Consider the following 14017-nt stretch of genomic DNA (forward strand, 5'->3'; position numbering starts at 1 on the left):
GCGTCACCGCCCCAGCAGGGCGCGGCGGGTGGCGCGCAGCAGCCGGGCGGCGGGCCGCCGGGACAGCGGTGCCGGGCCCGAGCGCTCCAGCCACCAGTCGCCCAACCGCCCCCGCGCCTCGGCGTCGGCATCGGCGTCGGCACTCACGGGCTGCCCCGCGAGCAGCAGGTGCCCGGCGAAGGCCAGCGCGTCCTGGCGGTAGCCGCCCGTCATGGGCCGGGCCCTGGCGTAGTCGAGGAAGGCGGAACGGTACGCCGCGCCGAGGATGTCCGGCAGCTCGGGCGCGACCTTCGCGACCACGTCGGCCCGCTTGGCGGCCAGCGCGCGGCTCTGCACCTTCAGGCGCGCGTGGTCGAATCCCTCGGGCGCCGGGGTGCCCGCGACGAGCGCGGAGAGCAGGGCGACCTGGGCGACGGCGGTGCGCTGCCGGGCGGCGGCGGGGGCCGACGGGACCGGTGCGCGAGTGCCCGGCGGGTCTGCGGGCAGTTCGCCCGAGGCCTTCACCGTGGCCCGTATCGCGTCCAGCTCCCGCTCCAGCTCGGCCGGTCCGGGGAAGTTCTCGTCCCGCTCCAGGAGCACGCCCGGCGGCGTCACCCGCGAGGCGAGATTGGCCAGGATCGCGAGGACCGGCTCGGGCACCGGGTGCGCGTGGCTGTCGTGCCAGACGCCGTCCCGCTCGAAGCCGCCCGCGACATGGACGTACGCGATGGCCTCGACCGGCAGTTCGTCGAGCGCCTCGGCCGGGTCCTCGCCGCGGTTGACGTGGTTGGTGTGGAGGTTGGCGACGTCGATGAGGAGACGTACGCCGGTCCGCTCGACCAGCTCGTACAGGAACTGCCCCTCCGTCATCTCCCCGTCCGGCCAGGAGATCAGGGCCGCGATGTTCTCCACGGCGAGCGGCACGGGCAGCGCGTCCTGCGCGATGCGGATGTTCTCGCAGAGCACGTCGAGCGCGTCACGGGTGCGCGGCACCGGCAGCAGATGCCCGGCCTCCAGGGGCTGCGTAGCGGTCAGGTCGCCCCCGCCGCGCACGAACGCGATGTGCTCGCTGACCAGCGGCGAATCCAAGGCCACCGCCCGCTCGGCGAGCGCGGCCAGGCGCCCCTCGTCGGGGCGGTCCGCGCCGCCGAGCCCCAGCGAGACGCCGTGCGGCACGACGCTCACACCGCGCTCGCGCAGCCGCACCAGCGAGTCGGGCAGATGCCCCGGGCAGACGTTCTCCGCGACGGCCTCCACCCAGTCGATGCCCGGCATCGCCTCCACGGCGTCCGCGATCTCGGGCCGCCAGCCGATGCCCGTGCCAAGTCGCCGCATGTCGCTCCCCCTAGTCGTCCCCCTGGAGCCCCGTCCCCCGGTCCCCCGTCCCCAGCACTTTCACCCGGGCCGCACCGGCCGAACCCTCACAGGGAGACGTTCAGAGCTACATTTGAGGTTCCGGCCGACCGGTGTTGACCTGGCCCGGTGGCGCCGGCGAGGGCCGGGACTTGGTGGGCACCTCGCCGCGGGGGCCGGCGGGGACGGGCTCGCGGGGCCTGGCACCGGAGGGCGGGGGCGGCCCGGTGGGCACGGCGGTCGCGTTCGACGCGGCGCCGTTCGCGATCCCGTCGAAGTCGACGAGCCCGGTGGCCTCCAGCATCGTGATGTGGTCCAGGACGGTCTGGTTGGCGTCGGTGGCGAGCTGCCGGATCAGCGTGTTGCGGGTGGTGTCCCGCACCTGGGCGATCACGCTGAAGACCTTGCCGTGCGCGACGCGCAGCAGATTCGCGAACTTCCGCTGGTACGTCTCGCCGCTCGCCTCCGTCAACTCCTTCAGCCAGCCCTGCTGCTGCTCCGTCGGCTGGTTGGGCAGCTCCACGCCGAGCTGCGCGGCGACGCCACGGACCCGCTGGTCGAGGTCGGTGTGGCCGACGATGAGGTGGTCGCCCGCCTCCTTGATGGCCTCGGTGGGCGCGCGCTCCATGGCCTGCTGCCCCGCGGGTATCTCCCAGAGCCCGGCGAGCCGCACCTTCACCAGCAGGTCCCGGTCGGCGGCCGAGAGCGGCCCCCACTGGGTGGCCACGGTCCCGGCGGCCAGCTCGGCGGGTCCGGTGCCGGAGCGGTCGGCGTACGACCACACGGGGAACGCGATCGCGCCCAGTGTGGCGACGAGCGCCGCGATGATCAGAGTCGTGCCGTTGACGCGCCGCAAGGTGCCTCCCGTGGTGCTCCGTGTCGCCGGTGGTACCGGGGAGTACGGAAGATACGGGCGGGGCGTTCAACGGCGCGAGAGGCTGGGGGCGTCGGATGCGTCGTACGCGGGCGTGTGCCTCAGGGGGTGGGCGGGCGGCTCGGCGAGGGGTGTGGCGTTCGCCGGCGCGCGGGATACGCGGTCACGGCCGGGCCCGGCGCAGGGCCGGGTGGTCGGCGACCACCGTGCAGGACCCCGGCGCGATCTCCGTGAAACCCGCGTCACGGACCACCGGCAGGCCGCTCGCGGTGAGTTCGCGCCAGTGGGCGGGGCCGGGCGTGCGCACGGAGAGCGGGAAACCGGCGTCGCGCCAGGCGGTGCGGTCCTCGGCCGACAGCTCCCACCAGGCCAGTTGGGCGCCGTGGCCCGCCTGGGCCATGGCCTTGCCCGCCGACATCGCGACGTCCGGGCTCATCCACAGGACGGGGTGCGTCGGGTCGGCACCGGCCGGGGGCTCCGGGTCGTCCAGGTCCGTGCCGGAGACCTGGAGGCGGGCCAGGTCCTTGGGCCAGCCGTCCAGCGGCACCGGCGGGAAGACGCGGACCTCCGCCGACTTGCCGGTGACCGTGATGCCGGGCAGCGCCTCGGCCCTGCGCCACTCGGCGCCGCGCGCCCGGCGCACCACCTTGCGGATGCGGGCGTCCTGCCAGTCGCGCATCGCCTGCGCCCACTCGCCGTCCCCGATGGAGCGCTCGTCGCCAAGCATCACGAGGACCGCGCGGGCGGCGGTCTCCAGGGCGTCCGTGCGGGCAGGGGGAGCGGCGCGCTCGATGCGGGCGACGAGGGGCAGCACGAACTGCGGGGCCTCGTCACGCGCGGTGCTCGCGTGACGGAAGGGGCTGTCGGGGGCGTCGGAGGTGCCCGGGGTGCCGGTAGCGGGGATGGTGGTCGTCTCGTCGCTGCTCACGGGGCAAGTCTGCCAGGCGGGCGGGCGCCGCCCGCCTGGGGAAGCCCGTACGCGAGGATGGCCCGCATGGAACGTGATCTCGTGGTGCGGCTCGGCGGGGTGGGCCGGCGCTATGGCGTGCGGGGCCCGTGGGTGCTGCGCGGCGTCGACCTCGGCATCGGCGCGGGCACGCTGGTGCGCGTGGAAGGCGCCAACGGCAGTGGTAAGTCGACCCTGTTGAGGATCCTCGCCGGTATCGACACCCCCTCCCAGGGGCGGGTGACCGGACGTCCGCGCACGGCGTTCGTACCGGAACGCTTCCCCGCCGCGATGCCGTTCACCGCGCTCGGCTACCTCACGCACATGGCCCGCGTGCACGGTCTCGCGCGGGGCGCGGCGGAGCGGAGCGCGGAGCAGTGGCTGGAGCGCTTCGGCGTGGGCGGCTTCCTGCGGACGCCCCTCTCGCACCTGTCCAAGGGCAGCAGCCAGAAGGTGGCCGTGGCCCAGGCCCTGGTGGCGGCTCCCGACCTGCTGGTCCTCGACGAGGCGTGGACGGGCCTGGACACCGCCGCCCGCGCGGAACTGGACCGTGCGGTGGCCGAGCGCACGGCCGAGGGCGGCTCCGTCGTCTTCGTCGACCACGACCCGCGCCGCCTCGCGGGTGCGGTCGACGAGGCGTACGCGGTGGACGGGACGGTGGTGAAACGGCGTACGCCCGGCGGGACTTCACCGACGGCCGAGGACCGGGAGTCCGCGATGCGGCGCGGCCCCACGGTCGTCATCGTCACGCGCGGCCCGCACGGCGCGGAGCTGCCGGGACCGGTCGCCGCGGCGGCGGTGGAGGCGACGGCCGACGCGCCCCCGCGCGCCTCGGCTTCTTCGTACGAGGGGACTACGTACGAGGGGGGCTTCATGCGAGGCGACCGACGCTCCGGCGGCCGGGAGGGTCACGCGGCTCACGGTCCCGGAGAGCCACTCGGATCTGGTCCTGCGGGAACTGCTGACGGCGCGGCCGCCCTGGCACGTGGTGACGGTGGAACGCGCGCCGGTGGTCCCCGGCCCGGCCCCGGCCCCCGCCCCGGAGACTGACGGGCGGGCCCACCGATGAGCGCCCTCCTCCACTACCAACTCGCCCTGCTGGCACGGTCGCAGCGGTGGCTGGCTCCGGTGATCCTGTACGCCGTCTTCCTCGCCGTCGGCGTCCAGGGCGGGCAGCCCATCCTGGACTCGCTCGCGTACGCCGCCGCGGCGCTGCTGCCGGTGGCCGCCTGGCTGGTGCGGATCTGCGTGAGCAACGAACCGCCCGCGGCGCGCACATGCTCCGCCGCCGCGGCCGGGCCCGCGCGGGCCCACCTCGCCGCGCTGCTGGCCGCGTTCCTCGCGGCGGCCGCGCTCGGGGTCCTTGCGGTGCTCGTCGTGACGGTGATCAGCGACGCGGGGAGCACCAACGGACGGCTGCCGGTGGCGCGCCTCCCCGCGGGCGCCGCCGGACTGCTGGCGATGCTGGTCAGCGCATTGCTCGGGACCGCCGTCGGGGCGCTCACCGCGTGGCCGCTGCTGCGCTCGGCGGGCACGGCGGTGCCGGCGATGCTGCTCGGCGCGCTGTTCCTGCTGGTCACCACCGGTTCCCCGGCCCAGACGGTGCTGACCGCTCTGACCACGGGCTCGCGGGAGGGGGTCGTACCGTGGCCGCTGGGCGCGTCCGCCGGGGCGTTCGCCGTGGCGGTGGCGGCGGTGTGGACGGCCTGCGCGCTCACCTCGCGGCGGTCCTGACGGCGCCTGGCATGCCCGGCAGGGGCGGGCGGGCCGCGCCCCAGCGCGAGGCTCGGCACGTGCGGCCGGTCCGCTCAGCCCGAGCACATCGTGCGCTCGGCCTCCTGCCACTCGCAGACGGGGCAGAGCGTGATGCCCTTGTGGGACTCGGGGTACTCGGTGGGGGACTGGCACAGCACGCAGGCGGCGAAGGGGCCGTCCGCCGGGCTCATACTCATACTCGTGCCGGCCCCCGCCGTGTTCCTGCTCGTCCCCGCGCAGTAGTCGTCGTCCGCCATACGGTCCAGCCTAGGGCTTGTCTGACAATTCCCGCCTGCCTCGCGACGCCATGCACGCACTCTCGCCGCACCGGGCGCAGAGCCAAGTACATCCAGTACGAGGCCCTACGCCCGGCACGCCGAGAGCACGCACCTGACGCCGCGAGGCCGCCCTCCGGGCGACGACGCGAATTGTCAGACAGGCCCTAGCTCCGCGCCCCGGACGCCCGCTTCGACCGGATCTGCTCCGACACCTTCACGAACCGGAAGCCGCGCTCACGCAGCTTCGGGATGATCGTCCGCAGCGCGCGCTCCGTCGTCGGGGCGGCGCTGCGTGTGCAGTGCATGACGACGACCGACCCCGGCCGTACTCCGTCGAGCACCTGTCGGGCCACCGCGTCGGCGTCCGTCGCGAAGGCGTCGCCGCTCACCACGTCCCACTGCACGGCGGTGACGCCGCCGGGCGCGAGCGTGCGCAGGGACCGCTCGTCGTAACAGCCTCCGGGAAAGCGGAAGTACGGCATCGGACGCTTGACGCCCGCCTTGCGGAGGGCGTCGAAGGCGCGGTCCACGTCGGCGCGCATCCGCTCCGGCGGCACGGTCGGCAGGCCGTAGCAGTCGCGGGTGAAGGCGTGGTGGCTGTACGAATGGTTGGCCACCTCGAAGAGCGGGTCCCGGCCGATGGCCTTGGCCTGGTCGGGATACTCCTCGGCCCAGCGGCCCGTCATGAAGAAGGTCGCGGGCACCTTCAGCCGGCGCAGCGTCGCCACCAGCTCGGGATGGTCGAACCGCTCGCCCGCCGCCGCGCGCGCTCCCTGGTTCGCGGTCATGTCGGCGTCGAAGGTGAGCGCGACGGTACGGCCCTGGGTGCGGGACCCGTGGGCGAACACCGGGGTGAGACCGGCGGGGCCGGGCGCGAGCGTGGGCGGGGCGGACGCCGCGGGCCGGCCCGGCCGGCCGGGCGTCGCGGGGTCGCCGGACGAGCAGCCGGCGAGGACGGTGGTCAGGGCGCCGAGGGCGCCGAGGGCGCAGAGCGCGGCGCGTCTCCGTACGGAAGTGATCACGCGGCGACGATATATGCGCAAATGCGACAAATGAGGTTATCGGTCCGAAGAGTGTGGCGCGGCCACCCGTCTGCCCCCCGTTCTGAAGCACTCGTTTCAGAATGTGCTAGCGTCCTGACTCGCCGATTCTGAAGCACTCGCTCCAAAAAACCGTCGGCCCATCCCTTCCCCTTCCGTCCCGAATCCCGAATCCCGACTCCCGAATCACGATCGGAGGATCCCCATGCCACCTGCGGTGTACATAGTGGGGCTCGGCATCTTCACCCAAGGAACCTCGGAGTTCATGCTGTCCGGCCTGCTGCCGGGCATGGCCGACGACTTGGGGGTGTCGATCCCGGACGCGGGCCTGCTCATCTCGGCCTTCGCGATCGGCATGGTCGTCGGCGCGCCGCTGCTCGCCATCGCCACCCTCAGCTGGCCCCGCCGCACGGCGCTCGTCTCGCTCCAGGCCGCCTTCGTCGTGGCGCACGTGGTCGGCGCCCTCGCGCCCGGCTACGCGGTGCTGTTCGTCTCACGCGTCGTCAGCGCCCTCGCGTACGCCGGTTACTGGGGCGTCGCCGTGGCCACGGCGGTCGCGCTCGTCCCGGCGGCGGCCAAGGCGCGGGCGGTCGCCGTGGTGGCCGGTGGGCTGACGCTCGCCACGATCGTCGGCGTCCCCGCCGGCACGGTGCTGAGCCAGTACTCCAGCTGGCGCGCCGCGTTCTGGGCGGTGGCCGCGGCCACCGTGGTGAGCCTCGTCTGCACGCTGCTCGTGGTCCCCGGCGGCCGCCCCGAGGGCGAGCGGCCCTCGGTCAGGGCCGAGCTGCGGGGCATGGCCCGGCCGCAACTGTGGCTCTCGTACGCCGTCACGGCCTTCGCCTTCGGGGCGGTCATCGTCACCTTCAGCTATCTGGCGGCGCTCCTGACCGAGGTCAGCGGGGTCCCGGAAGGGTGGGTGCCGGTGATCCTCGCCCTGTTCGGCGTCGGCGGCCTCGCGGGCATCGTGATCGGCGGACGCACCGGCCAGACGAGGCCCCTCGGCACGCTGGGCCTCGGGCTCGGCGCCCTCGCCGTGTTCTCCGCGCTGCTCGCCCTCACCGCGCAGGTGACGGCCGTGGTGGTCGTGCTGGTCTTCCTGCTCGGCCTCGTCGGGTACGTCACCAACCCCGCCCTTCAGTCACGGGTGTTCACGCTCGCCCCGGACGCCCCGACACTCGTGGGTGCGACCAACACGGCCGCGTTCAACGTCGGCAACACCGTGGCCCCGCTGCTCGGCGGCCTGGCCATCGACGCCGGACACGGCTACGCGTCGGTGGCCTGGGTCGGCTCGGGCCTGGCCGTGGCGGGAGCGGCCGGCGTGCTGTGGGCGGCGCACCTCCAGCGCTCGGAGCCGAAACGGGCGGGGACGCAGCCGCGTACGGCCGTGATCTCCCCCGAGCCGGCCAAGGCGAGGCCGTGAGCGCCGGAGCGCGGCGGGAGCCGCCCGTGAAGCCCCCGTGACCCATCCCGAGGAAGCCCGCGCGACCCGCGCTCAGGAGACCCCCGTGACCCGCCCCCAGGAAGCCCGCGAGCCCCGCCCCGAGGAGACCCCCATGACCCGCCCCCAGGAAACCCGTGAAACCGGCGCCCAGGTGCCCCCCATGCCCCACGTGACCCTCGCCCAGGAAGCCCCCGCCACCCGCATCAGGGTGACCGCCGACCCCGACTGGTACGAATCGGCCGGCATCTCGCTCGGTATCCGCGTCGGTGGCCTCGTCTTCACCTCGGGGCAGGCTCCGATCGACGCGTACGGTGTCACCGTCGGTGTCGGGGACTTCGAGGCGCAGGCCCGGCAGGCGCTTGCCAATCTCGCCACCGTTCTCACCCACGGGGGCTCCGGTCTCGACCGGCTGGTCAAGCTCACCGTGTTCGTCACCGACATGGCCCACCAGGACGTCTTCGCCGGACTCCGCGCGGAGCACTACGCCGCGCCGTTCCCCGCCGAGTCCTTCGTCCAGGTCGCCGCGCTCGCCGACCCCGAGTGGCTGATCGAGATCGAGGCGATCGGCGCCGTCGGGGGTTGAGGGGCGCGAGTTTTGTGAGTGTGTTCCAAAACGTCTACTGTGGGGTCCATGGCCAGGCCACGAGAGTTCAACGAGGACCGCGTCGTCACGGCGGCCATGGAGACGTTCTGGCGCCACGGGTACGAGGGCACCTCGACGCGCGACCTGTGCGACAGCACCGGCCTCGGGCCTTCGAGCCTCTACAACACCTTCGGCGGCAAGCGGCAGCTCTACCTCCGTGCCCTTGAGCGCTACCACGACACCGCCACCGCCGAACAGGTCGAGATCCTCCGCGGCCCGGGCCCGGCGAAGGAGCGGCTGCGCGCCATGATGCTGCACGCCGTCGACACCGACCTCGACGAGGCGGACGGACGCGGCTGCTTCGCGATCAACGCCGCCGTCGAGGCCGTGGGGCTCGACCCCGAGGTCAGGGGCGCCGTGCGGCGCTGCTTCGACCGGGTCGAGGAGGAGCTGTGCGCGGTCGTGGAGGAGGGACGGCGCGCGGGCGAGATCCGCTCCACCGGCGACGCGCGGACCGTGGCCCGCCGGGTGCAGAGCACCTACTACGGGCTGCGCGTCCTCAGCCGCGTGCACGACGACCGCGAGACCCTGCTCGCCACGGTGGACGGCGCGCTCGCCGACCTCTGACACGCGCCGCGCTGACGTACCGCTCACGCGGCCCCGGTGTCCGTTCATCGGATGTTGATCGCCTCCCCGCACGCTCCGCTGGTCCACGTGAACCAGCGGAAACGACCGGAGGTATGTGCATGAAGATCGTCCGTTCGCTCAAGAAGAGGATCACCGGAGAGAAGAGCCTGAAGGCGTACGCCTGGTACCACTGGTACTAGGGCCTGTCTGACAATTCCCGCCTGCCTCGCGACGCCATGCACGCACTCTCGCCGCACCGGGCGCAGAGCCAAGTACATCCAGTACGAGGCCCTACGCCCGGCACGCCGAGAGCACGCACCTGACGCCGCGAGGCCGCCCTCCGGGCGACGACGGGAATTGTCAGACAGGCCCTAGGCCGGCGAACCGTCCCTCAGAGCCGCGTCCGGCGTGCCCGAGCGGCCGCCGGACGCGGGCCGCCCGCCCCTGGAGACCACCGATGCCCCTCTCCGGTACCGACCGGTCCGCCCGGACCACCGTCTTCACGCCCCGACTCCACGCCCTGCTGCGCGACCACCGAGGCGAGGACGTGTTCCGCCTGGACGCCGACACGATGGGCGTCGCCGGACCCGAGCTCACCGACCGGATCCTCGCCGCCCGGCCGGCCACGGAACATGAACGCCCGACCTTCAAGCCGCTGCACGGCCGCTCCATCTCCCGCCCCGAGGCATCGGGCGTCATGCGGGCGATCGGCCGCGACGTACGCGCCGCGCTGCGCGCACCCGTGCCGGGCGGGACCGACCTGACCGGCGTGTGGCCGCATGTCGGCCACGTCCACCTGCGCGACCTGATCCTCGGCGCCGACCCCTACCGGCTGCGCGTCCTCATGGACCGCACCCTGGAGCTGACGCCCAAACTGACCTGGACGGTCATCGCGGCCGGTGCGGCGCTCCCCGGCCGGCTCCGCCCCGGAGCGCCCGTGACCGCGATCGCCGGGCTGACCGCCGACGCCGCGAACTACAGCGACCGGCGGTACGCGATGGGCCTGTACCGGCGGGCCGCGGCCCCCGTCTGCTTCACCGTCTCCACGCTCGTCGCGAACGCGTACTGGCTCGGGGCGCCCTTCGACGACGACACACCGAACGAGCACATCCTGTACGAGGCGATGCGGCTGCTGCCGCCCTCCTGGAACATCCTGCGCAACGCGTCCCCGGAGTACCCCGCCCTCGACGCCCGCATCGGTACCGGCGACGACGTCCTGCTGCTGCCGCTGCTCAGCCACCGCGACCCGGCGCTCTGGGACGAACCCGACACGTTCCGTCCGGAGCGCTGGGCCACCCTCGACCCCGACGACCACCCCGGCTACCTCCCCTTCGGGCACGCCTCGGAACGCTGCTGGGGACGGCACATGGTGATGCCGCTGGCCGAGATGCTGCTGGACATCCTGCGCGCCGACGGGGTGACGGTCGACGCCCGGCAGACCACCGCGAAGGTGCCGCTCGCGGGGCTGCTCGGCGTCGACAAGGTGCGGCTGGTGCGACAGGGCTAGCGGGCTTGCCCGGCGGGCGCGTCGTTGCGGAACAGGCCCGTCCAGAGGAAGGGTTCGCCGAAGAGCGCGGAGTCCGCGGGCTCGTCGCGCATGCGGCGCAGCTCCACCTCCGTCAGGTCGCGGAAGATCCGCCGCAGCGACTCGTCCTCGTAGGCGAGGCCGCCGTGCAGCCGCGCGTCGCGGTAGAAGGCCGCGTCGGGCAGCTCGGAACCCATGCCGCCCTCGCCGGCCGCGAAGCACGTGAGCGCGAAGTGGCCGCCGGGAGCCAGGACGCGGTCCAGGAGCGCGAGATAGCTGACGCGGCGGTGCGGCGGCAGGTGGTGGAAGCAGCCCGAGTCGTAGACCAGGTCGTACGGCCCCGCCAACTCCGCCCGCGTCAGCGCGAAGGCGTCGCCCTGGTGGAAGCGCACGTCGGCCCCCGCCTCGCGGGCGCGCTCCCCGGCCCAGGCGATGGCGGCCGGTGACAGGTCGACGGCGTCCACCTCGAAGCCGAGGGAGGCGAGGTGCAGGGCGTTGCGGCCCGGGCCGCAGCCGAGGTCGAGGGCGCGGCCCGGCGTGAGGAGGCCCCGCTCGGCATAGGAGACGAGGTTCTCGTCCGGCTTCGCCACGAAGAACGGCACGGGCTTGGTGCGGTCGGCGTAGAAGTCGTCCCACCAGGAGGCGCCGTCGGACGTCCAGCGGTCGGCCTCGGGCGCGAACAGGTCGTCGAGAAGGTTCATCACGTCGTCGGTCGTGCGGATGTCGCGGTCCATCAAGTCCCCTTTCGCGGTACGGGAATTGTAGGTCGCGGAGAGGGGTAAGCGCAGGTCAGGCGGGGTTTGTGGGAGGCGGTGGGAGAGCTTCGGCCGCTGCCTGACGCGCCCGTGCGGAGGATGGCCGTGGCCTCGCCCGGTCCCGGCCCAAACGCCGCCCGCACGGCCGCCGAAGGGCCGCACGGGGCCTTTCCGGGCGCCGCCGGAGCGGGTTTTTCCGAGGGGGGCAGGGGAAACGAACGGACGTGTTCACGCGAAGTATCCCCAGAAGTAACCGCGGCTGATTGGATGTTCGAGCGTCCGAACGGGGGCGCCTTCCGCACCATCCGGAACAGCAGCAACCACCCCCCACCCTCAGGAGTCTCCGTGCCGCACTCAGCGCTGCGCAGGTCCCACGCGGCGGCGGTCGCCACCGCGCTCGCCGCCGCCACCCTCGCCGCCGTCGCCCCGGCCGCGACCGCCGCCGACGGGTCCGCCGCGACCCCCTCGCTCAAGGTGCTCACGTACAACACGTTCCTGTTCAGCAAGACGCTCTACCCCAACTGGGGCCAGGACCACCGCGCCAGGGCCATACCGGCGGCCGGCTTCTTCGGGGGGCAGGACGTCGTCGTGCTCCAGGAGGCGTTCGACAACTCCTCCTCCGACGCGCTGAAGGCCGCCGCCAAGGAGCGCTATCCGCACCAGACCCCCGTGATGGGCCGAGGCAAGGACGGCTGGGACGCCACCGGCGGCGCGTACTCCTCCGTGACGCCCGAGGACGGCGGCGTGACGGTGCTGAGCAAGTGGCCGGTCCAGCGCAAGGAGCAGTACGTCTACAAGGACGCCTGCGGCTCCGACGCGTACTCCAACAAGGGCTTCGTCTATGCCGTGCTGGACGTGAACGGCAACCGGGCGCACGTGGTGGGCACGCACGCCCAGTCCACCGACCCGGGCTGCGGCAGCGGCGAGGCGGCCGCGACGCGCGCCAAGCAGTTCAAGGAGATGGACGCCTTCCTCGACGCCAAGAACATCCCGGCCGACGAACAGGTCATCGTGGCCGGCGACTTCAACGTCGACACGCACAGCCCGGAGTACGCCTCGATGCTCGCGGACGGCGGCTTCGTCCCGGCCGACGCGCGCACGGGCCACCCGTACTCCTTCGACACCCGGGACAACTCGATCGCCGCCGAGCGCTACCCCGACGACCCCCGCGAGGACCTGGACCACATCCTGCACCGCAAGGGCCACGCCCGCCCCGCCACCTGGCACAACAACGTGCTCAAGGAGCAGAGCGCGCCCTGGACGGTCTCCAGCTGGGGCACGAAGTACACGTACACGAATCTCTCGGACCACTACCCCGTGACGGCGTACTGATCACCGGGCACCCGGCGGGGACACGAGAGCCGTGCCCCGCCGGGCGTGCCGCTACTTGTGCCAGGGCCCCGTCACGGCGAACGTCGTGCCGGGGGAGTAGCAGTTGACGTACATCGTGTCGTGGTCGGGGGAGAACGTGACGCCCGCGAACTCGCCCCACTCGGGCTTCTCGGGGGTGCCGATGGTCTGGCGGTTGCGGGCCATCGCGTAGACCTCGCCCCGCCGCGTGAGGCCGTAGACGTGCTGCGCGCCGTCGCCGTCCTCGCACACCATCAGGCCGCCACTGGGCGCGAGGCAGATGTTGTCGGGGGACTCGCCGGGCAGCTGGATGTCCGTGCTCGGGCCGAAGACGATGACGAGGGTGAGGCGGCGCCCCGCCGGGTCGTACCGCCAGACCTGGCCGAAGTGGTCGCCCGCCGAGCCCTCCGCGCTGCGCGCGAAGGACGAGACGAAGTAGACGGACGAGCCGCCCCAGTAGCAGCCCTCCAGCTTCTGTGCGTGCGTGATGCCCTTCGGGCCGAAGTCCTGGTGGCGGATGGGGGTCTGCGCGGCCAGCGGGTCCGGGACGTCGGCCCACTCGATGCCGTCGAAGCGCGCGCCCGTCTCCTGGACCGAGGACAGGTCCGGTACGCCCGGCACCCGCATCGCCTGGAGCCTGCCGCCCGCGCGCAGCGAACCGCGACCGCCCCCCGGCTTCTCGGGCAGGAAGCGGTAGAAGAGACCGAACGGCTTCTGGAAGGCGTCCTCGGTCTCGTAGACGACGCCGCGCCGGGGGTCGACGGCGATGGCCTCGTGCTGGAAGCGGCCCATCGCGGTGAGCGGCACGGCGCCGGTGCGGCGCGGGTCCACCGGGTCGACCTCGAAGATGAAGCCGTGGTCCTTGGTGTAGCCGTTCGTGCCGGCCTTGTCCTCGGTCTCCTCGCAGGTGAGCCAGGTGCCCCAGGGGGTCGGCCCGCCCGCGCAGTTCACCGCCGTCCCGGCGATCGCGACGCGTTCGTCCAGGACGTTGTCTCTCCGGTCCAGGGCCAGCGCCGTACAGCCGCCCTTGGCGGCCCGGTCGTAGGTGAGGCCTTCGACCGTCGGCACGCCGATCTTGCCGGTGACGCGGTTCTCGTGGTTGCGCACGAGGTGGACGCCGCCGCCCTTGCCCGGGAAGGCGGCCATGCCGTCGTGGTTGCTGGGCACCTTGCCCTCGCCCGACCGGAGTTCGTCGCCCTCGCGGGAGAGGACCCGGTAGCGGAAACCTTTCGGCAGGTCGAGCAGGCCCTTGGGGTCGGGGACGAGGGGGCCGTATCCGGCCTTTCCGTGCGCGGCCGCGGTGCCCGCGAAGAGTTCGGAGAGCGCGCCGGTGAAGGCGATCCCCGCGCCTACGGCACCGGTGCGGGCGAGAACCTGACGTCGAGTGGCAGACATGATGGGCAACCTCCTGCTGGCGGACAGGAATATGACCGGATGTGTGTACCACGTGCCTTGGTGCGCGGGAACCACGCGCGTAGAGATCGGTTCGGCGTGGCGGCGGCGCGGCAGCC

The 14017-nt window shown here is 73.4% G+C and carries 14 protein-coding genes and 1 pseudogene; 8 read left to right on the top strand and 7 right to left on the bottom strand.

All coding sequences use genetic code 11. From position 1 onward, the window contains the following. Positions 1-3 precede the first annotated feature (3 nt). The 3 genes from ACF062_RS08230 to ACF062_RS08240 all read right to left on the bottom strand — a co-directional run bounded on the left by ACF062_RS08230 (position 4) and on the right by ACF062_RS08240 (position 3134). Entirely contained in the window at positions 4-1314 is a 1311-nt protein-coding gene (locus ACF062_RS08230) for a DUF692 domain-containing protein (RefSeq protein ID WP_392136964.1), read from the bottom strand. A 106-nt stretch (positions 1315-1420) separates the two neighbouring features. Next, the gene (locus ACF062_RS08235) at positions 1421-2188 is read right to left on the bottom strand and encodes a DUF4142 domain-containing protein (protein WP_392136965.1); all 768 of its coding nucleotides are present in this window, start codon (positions 2186-2188) and stop codon (positions 1421-1423) included. 181 nt (positions 2189-2369) lie between these two features. Then, positions 2370-3134 carry an aminoacyl-tRNA hydrolase gene (locus ACF062_RS08240; RefSeq protein WP_392136966.1) on the bottom strand — a complete coding sequence of 255 codons (765 nt, stop codon included), beginning with the start codon at positions 3132-3134 and terminating at the stop codon, positions 2370-2372. 66 nt (positions 3135-3200) lie between these two features. Here ACF062_RS08240 and ACF062_RS08245 point away from each other — a divergent pair. Both ACF062_RS08245 and ACF062_RS08250 read left to right on the top strand, forming a co-directional pair. Continuing rightward, positions 3201-4221, top strand: a pseudogene (locus tag ACF062_RS08245) (ATP-binding cassette domain-containing protein). Then, positions 4218-4886 (top strand): ABC transporter, encoded by a 669-nt coding sequence (locus ACF062_RS08250; RefSeq protein WP_392136967.1) that lies wholly within the window; start codon positions 4218-4220, stop codon positions 4884-4886. The pseudogene ACF062_RS08245 and the gene ACF062_RS08250 overlap by 4 nt, the downstream one beginning before the upstream one ends. A 74-nt stretch (positions 4887-4960) precedes the next feature. On the opposite strand, the gene ACF062_RS08255 is transcribed toward ACF062_RS08250, so the two are convergent. Both ACF062_RS08255 and ACF062_RS08260 read right to left on the bottom strand, forming a co-directional pair. Beyond that, the gene (locus tag ACF062_RS08255; RefSeq protein ID WP_392136968.1) at positions 4961-5164 is read right to left on the bottom strand and encodes a hypothetical protein; all 204 of its coding nucleotides are present in this window, start codon (positions 5162-5164) and stop codon (positions 4961-4963) included. Between the two features lie 185 nt (positions 5165-5349). Next, positions 5350-6207 carry a polysaccharide deacetylase family protein gene (locus ACF062_RS08260; protein WP_392136969.1) on the bottom strand — a complete coding sequence of 286 codons (858 nt, stop codon included), beginning with the start codon at positions 6205-6207 and terminating at the stop codon, positions 5350-5352. A gap of 223 nt (positions 6208-6430) precedes the next feature. Between ACF062_RS08260 and ACF062_RS08265 the strand changes: the two genes are divergently transcribed. From ACF062_RS08265 to ACF062_RS08285, 5 genes are all read left to right on the top strand, one after another. Further along, on the top strand, positions 6431-7645 hold the full coding sequence (locus ACF062_RS08265) for a Cmx/CmrA family chloramphenicol efflux MFS transporter (protein WP_392136970.1): 1215 nt from the start codon (positions 6431-6433) through the stop codon (positions 7643-7645). 181 nt (positions 7646-7826) lie between these two features. After that, a complete protein-coding gene (locus ACF062_RS08270) occupies positions 7827-8249 on the top strand; it encodes a RidA family protein (RefSeq protein ID WP_392136971.1) in 423 nt (140 codons plus the stop codon). Between the two features lie 48 nt (positions 8250-8297). Next, positions 8298-8876: a TetR/AcrR family transcriptional regulator gene (locus tag ACF062_RS08275; RefSeq protein WP_392136972.1), complete on the top strand. Its 579-nt coding sequence runs from the start codon at positions 8298-8300 to the stop codon at positions 8874-8876. Positions 8877-8995: 119 nt separating this feature from the next. Continuing rightward, positions 8996-9076, top strand: a complete 81-nt coding sequence (locus ACF062_RS08280; RefSeq protein WP_223779249.1) for a tryptorubin family RiPP precursor — start codon at positions 8996-8998, stop codon at positions 9074-9076. Positions 9077-9333: 257 nt separating this feature from the next. Further along, positions 9334-10383 carry a cytochrome P450 gene (locus tag ACF062_RS08285; protein WP_392136973.1) on the top strand — a complete coding sequence of 350 codons (1050 nt, stop codon included), beginning with the start codon at positions 9334-9336 and terminating at the stop codon, positions 10381-10383. Here ACF062_RS08285 and ACF062_RS08290 read toward each other — a convergent pair. Beyond that, positions 10380-11135, bottom strand: coding sequence for a class I SAM-dependent methyltransferase (locus ACF062_RS08290; protein ID WP_392136974.1), 756 nt, complete (start codon positions 11133-11135; stop codon positions 10380-10382). The two genes, ACF062_RS08285 and ACF062_RS08290, sit on opposite strands and share 4 nt — an antisense overlap. 366 nt (positions 11136-11501) lie before the next feature. Between ACF062_RS08290 and sph the strand changes: the two genes are divergently transcribed. Beyond that, the gene (gene sph / locus ACF062_RS08295) at positions 11502-12488 is read left to right on the top strand and encodes a sphingomyelin phosphodiesterase (RefSeq protein ID WP_392136975.1); all 987 of its coding nucleotides are present in this window, start codon (positions 11502-11504) and stop codon (positions 12486-12488) included. Between the two features lie 51 nt (positions 12489-12539). On the opposite strand, the gene ACF062_RS08300 is transcribed toward sph, so the two are convergent. Further along, positions 12540-13901 carry an alkaline phosphatase PhoX gene (locus ACF062_RS08300; protein WP_392136976.1) on the bottom strand — a complete coding sequence of 454 codons (1362 nt, stop codon included), beginning with the start codon at positions 13899-13901 and terminating at the stop codon, positions 12540-12542. Positions 13902-14017: the final 116 nt, after the last annotated feature.

The organism is Streptomyces sp. NPDC015345 (genome assembly GCF_043078805.1).
Taxonomy (GTDB): Bacteria; Actinomycetota; Actinomycetes; order Streptomycetales; family Streptomycetaceae; genus Streptomyces.

Excerpts from the sequence above, each read along its gene's own strand:
- ACF062_RS08230 (WP_392136964.1), bottom strand. The coding sequence starts at position 1,314 with ATGCGGCGACTTGGCACGGGCATCGGCTGGCGGCCCGAGATCGCGGAC.
- ACF062_RS08250 (WP_392136967.1), top strand. The coding sequence starts at position 4,218 with ATGAGCGCCCTCCTCCACTACCAACTCGCCCTGCTGGCACGGTCGCAG.
- ACF062_RS08255 (WP_392136968.1), bottom strand. The coding sequence starts at position 5,164 with ATGGCGGACGACGACTACTGCGCGGGGACGAGCAGGAACACGGCGGGG.
- ACF062_RS08265 (WP_392136970.1), top strand. The coding sequence starts at position 6,431 with ATGCCACCTGCGGTGTACATAGTGGGGCTCGGCATCTTCACCCAAGGA.
- ACF062_RS08270 (WP_392136971.1), top strand. The coding sequence starts at position 7,827 with ATGCCCCACGTGACCCTCGCCCAGGAAGCCCCCGCCACCCGCATCAGG.
- ACF062_RS08275 (WP_392136972.1), top strand. The coding sequence starts at position 8,298 with ATGGCCAGGCCACGAGAGTTCAACGAGGACCGCGTCGTCACGGCGGCC.
- ACF062_RS08280 (WP_223779249.1), top strand. The coding sequence starts at position 8,996 with ATGAAGATCGTCCGTTCGCTCAAGAAGAGGATCACCGGAGAGAAGAGC.
- ACF062_RS08285 (WP_392136973.1), top strand. The coding sequence starts at position 9,334 with ATGCCCCTCTCCGGTACCGACCGGTCCGCCCGGACCACCGTCTTCACG.
- ACF062_RS08290 (WP_392136974.1), bottom strand. The coding sequence starts at position 11,135 with ATGGACCGCGACATCCGCACGACCGACGACGTGATGAACCTTCTCGAC.
- ACF062_RS08300 (WP_392136976.1), bottom strand. The coding sequence starts at position 13,901 with ATGTCTGCCACTCGACGTCAGGTTCTCGCCCGCACCGGTGCCGTAGGC.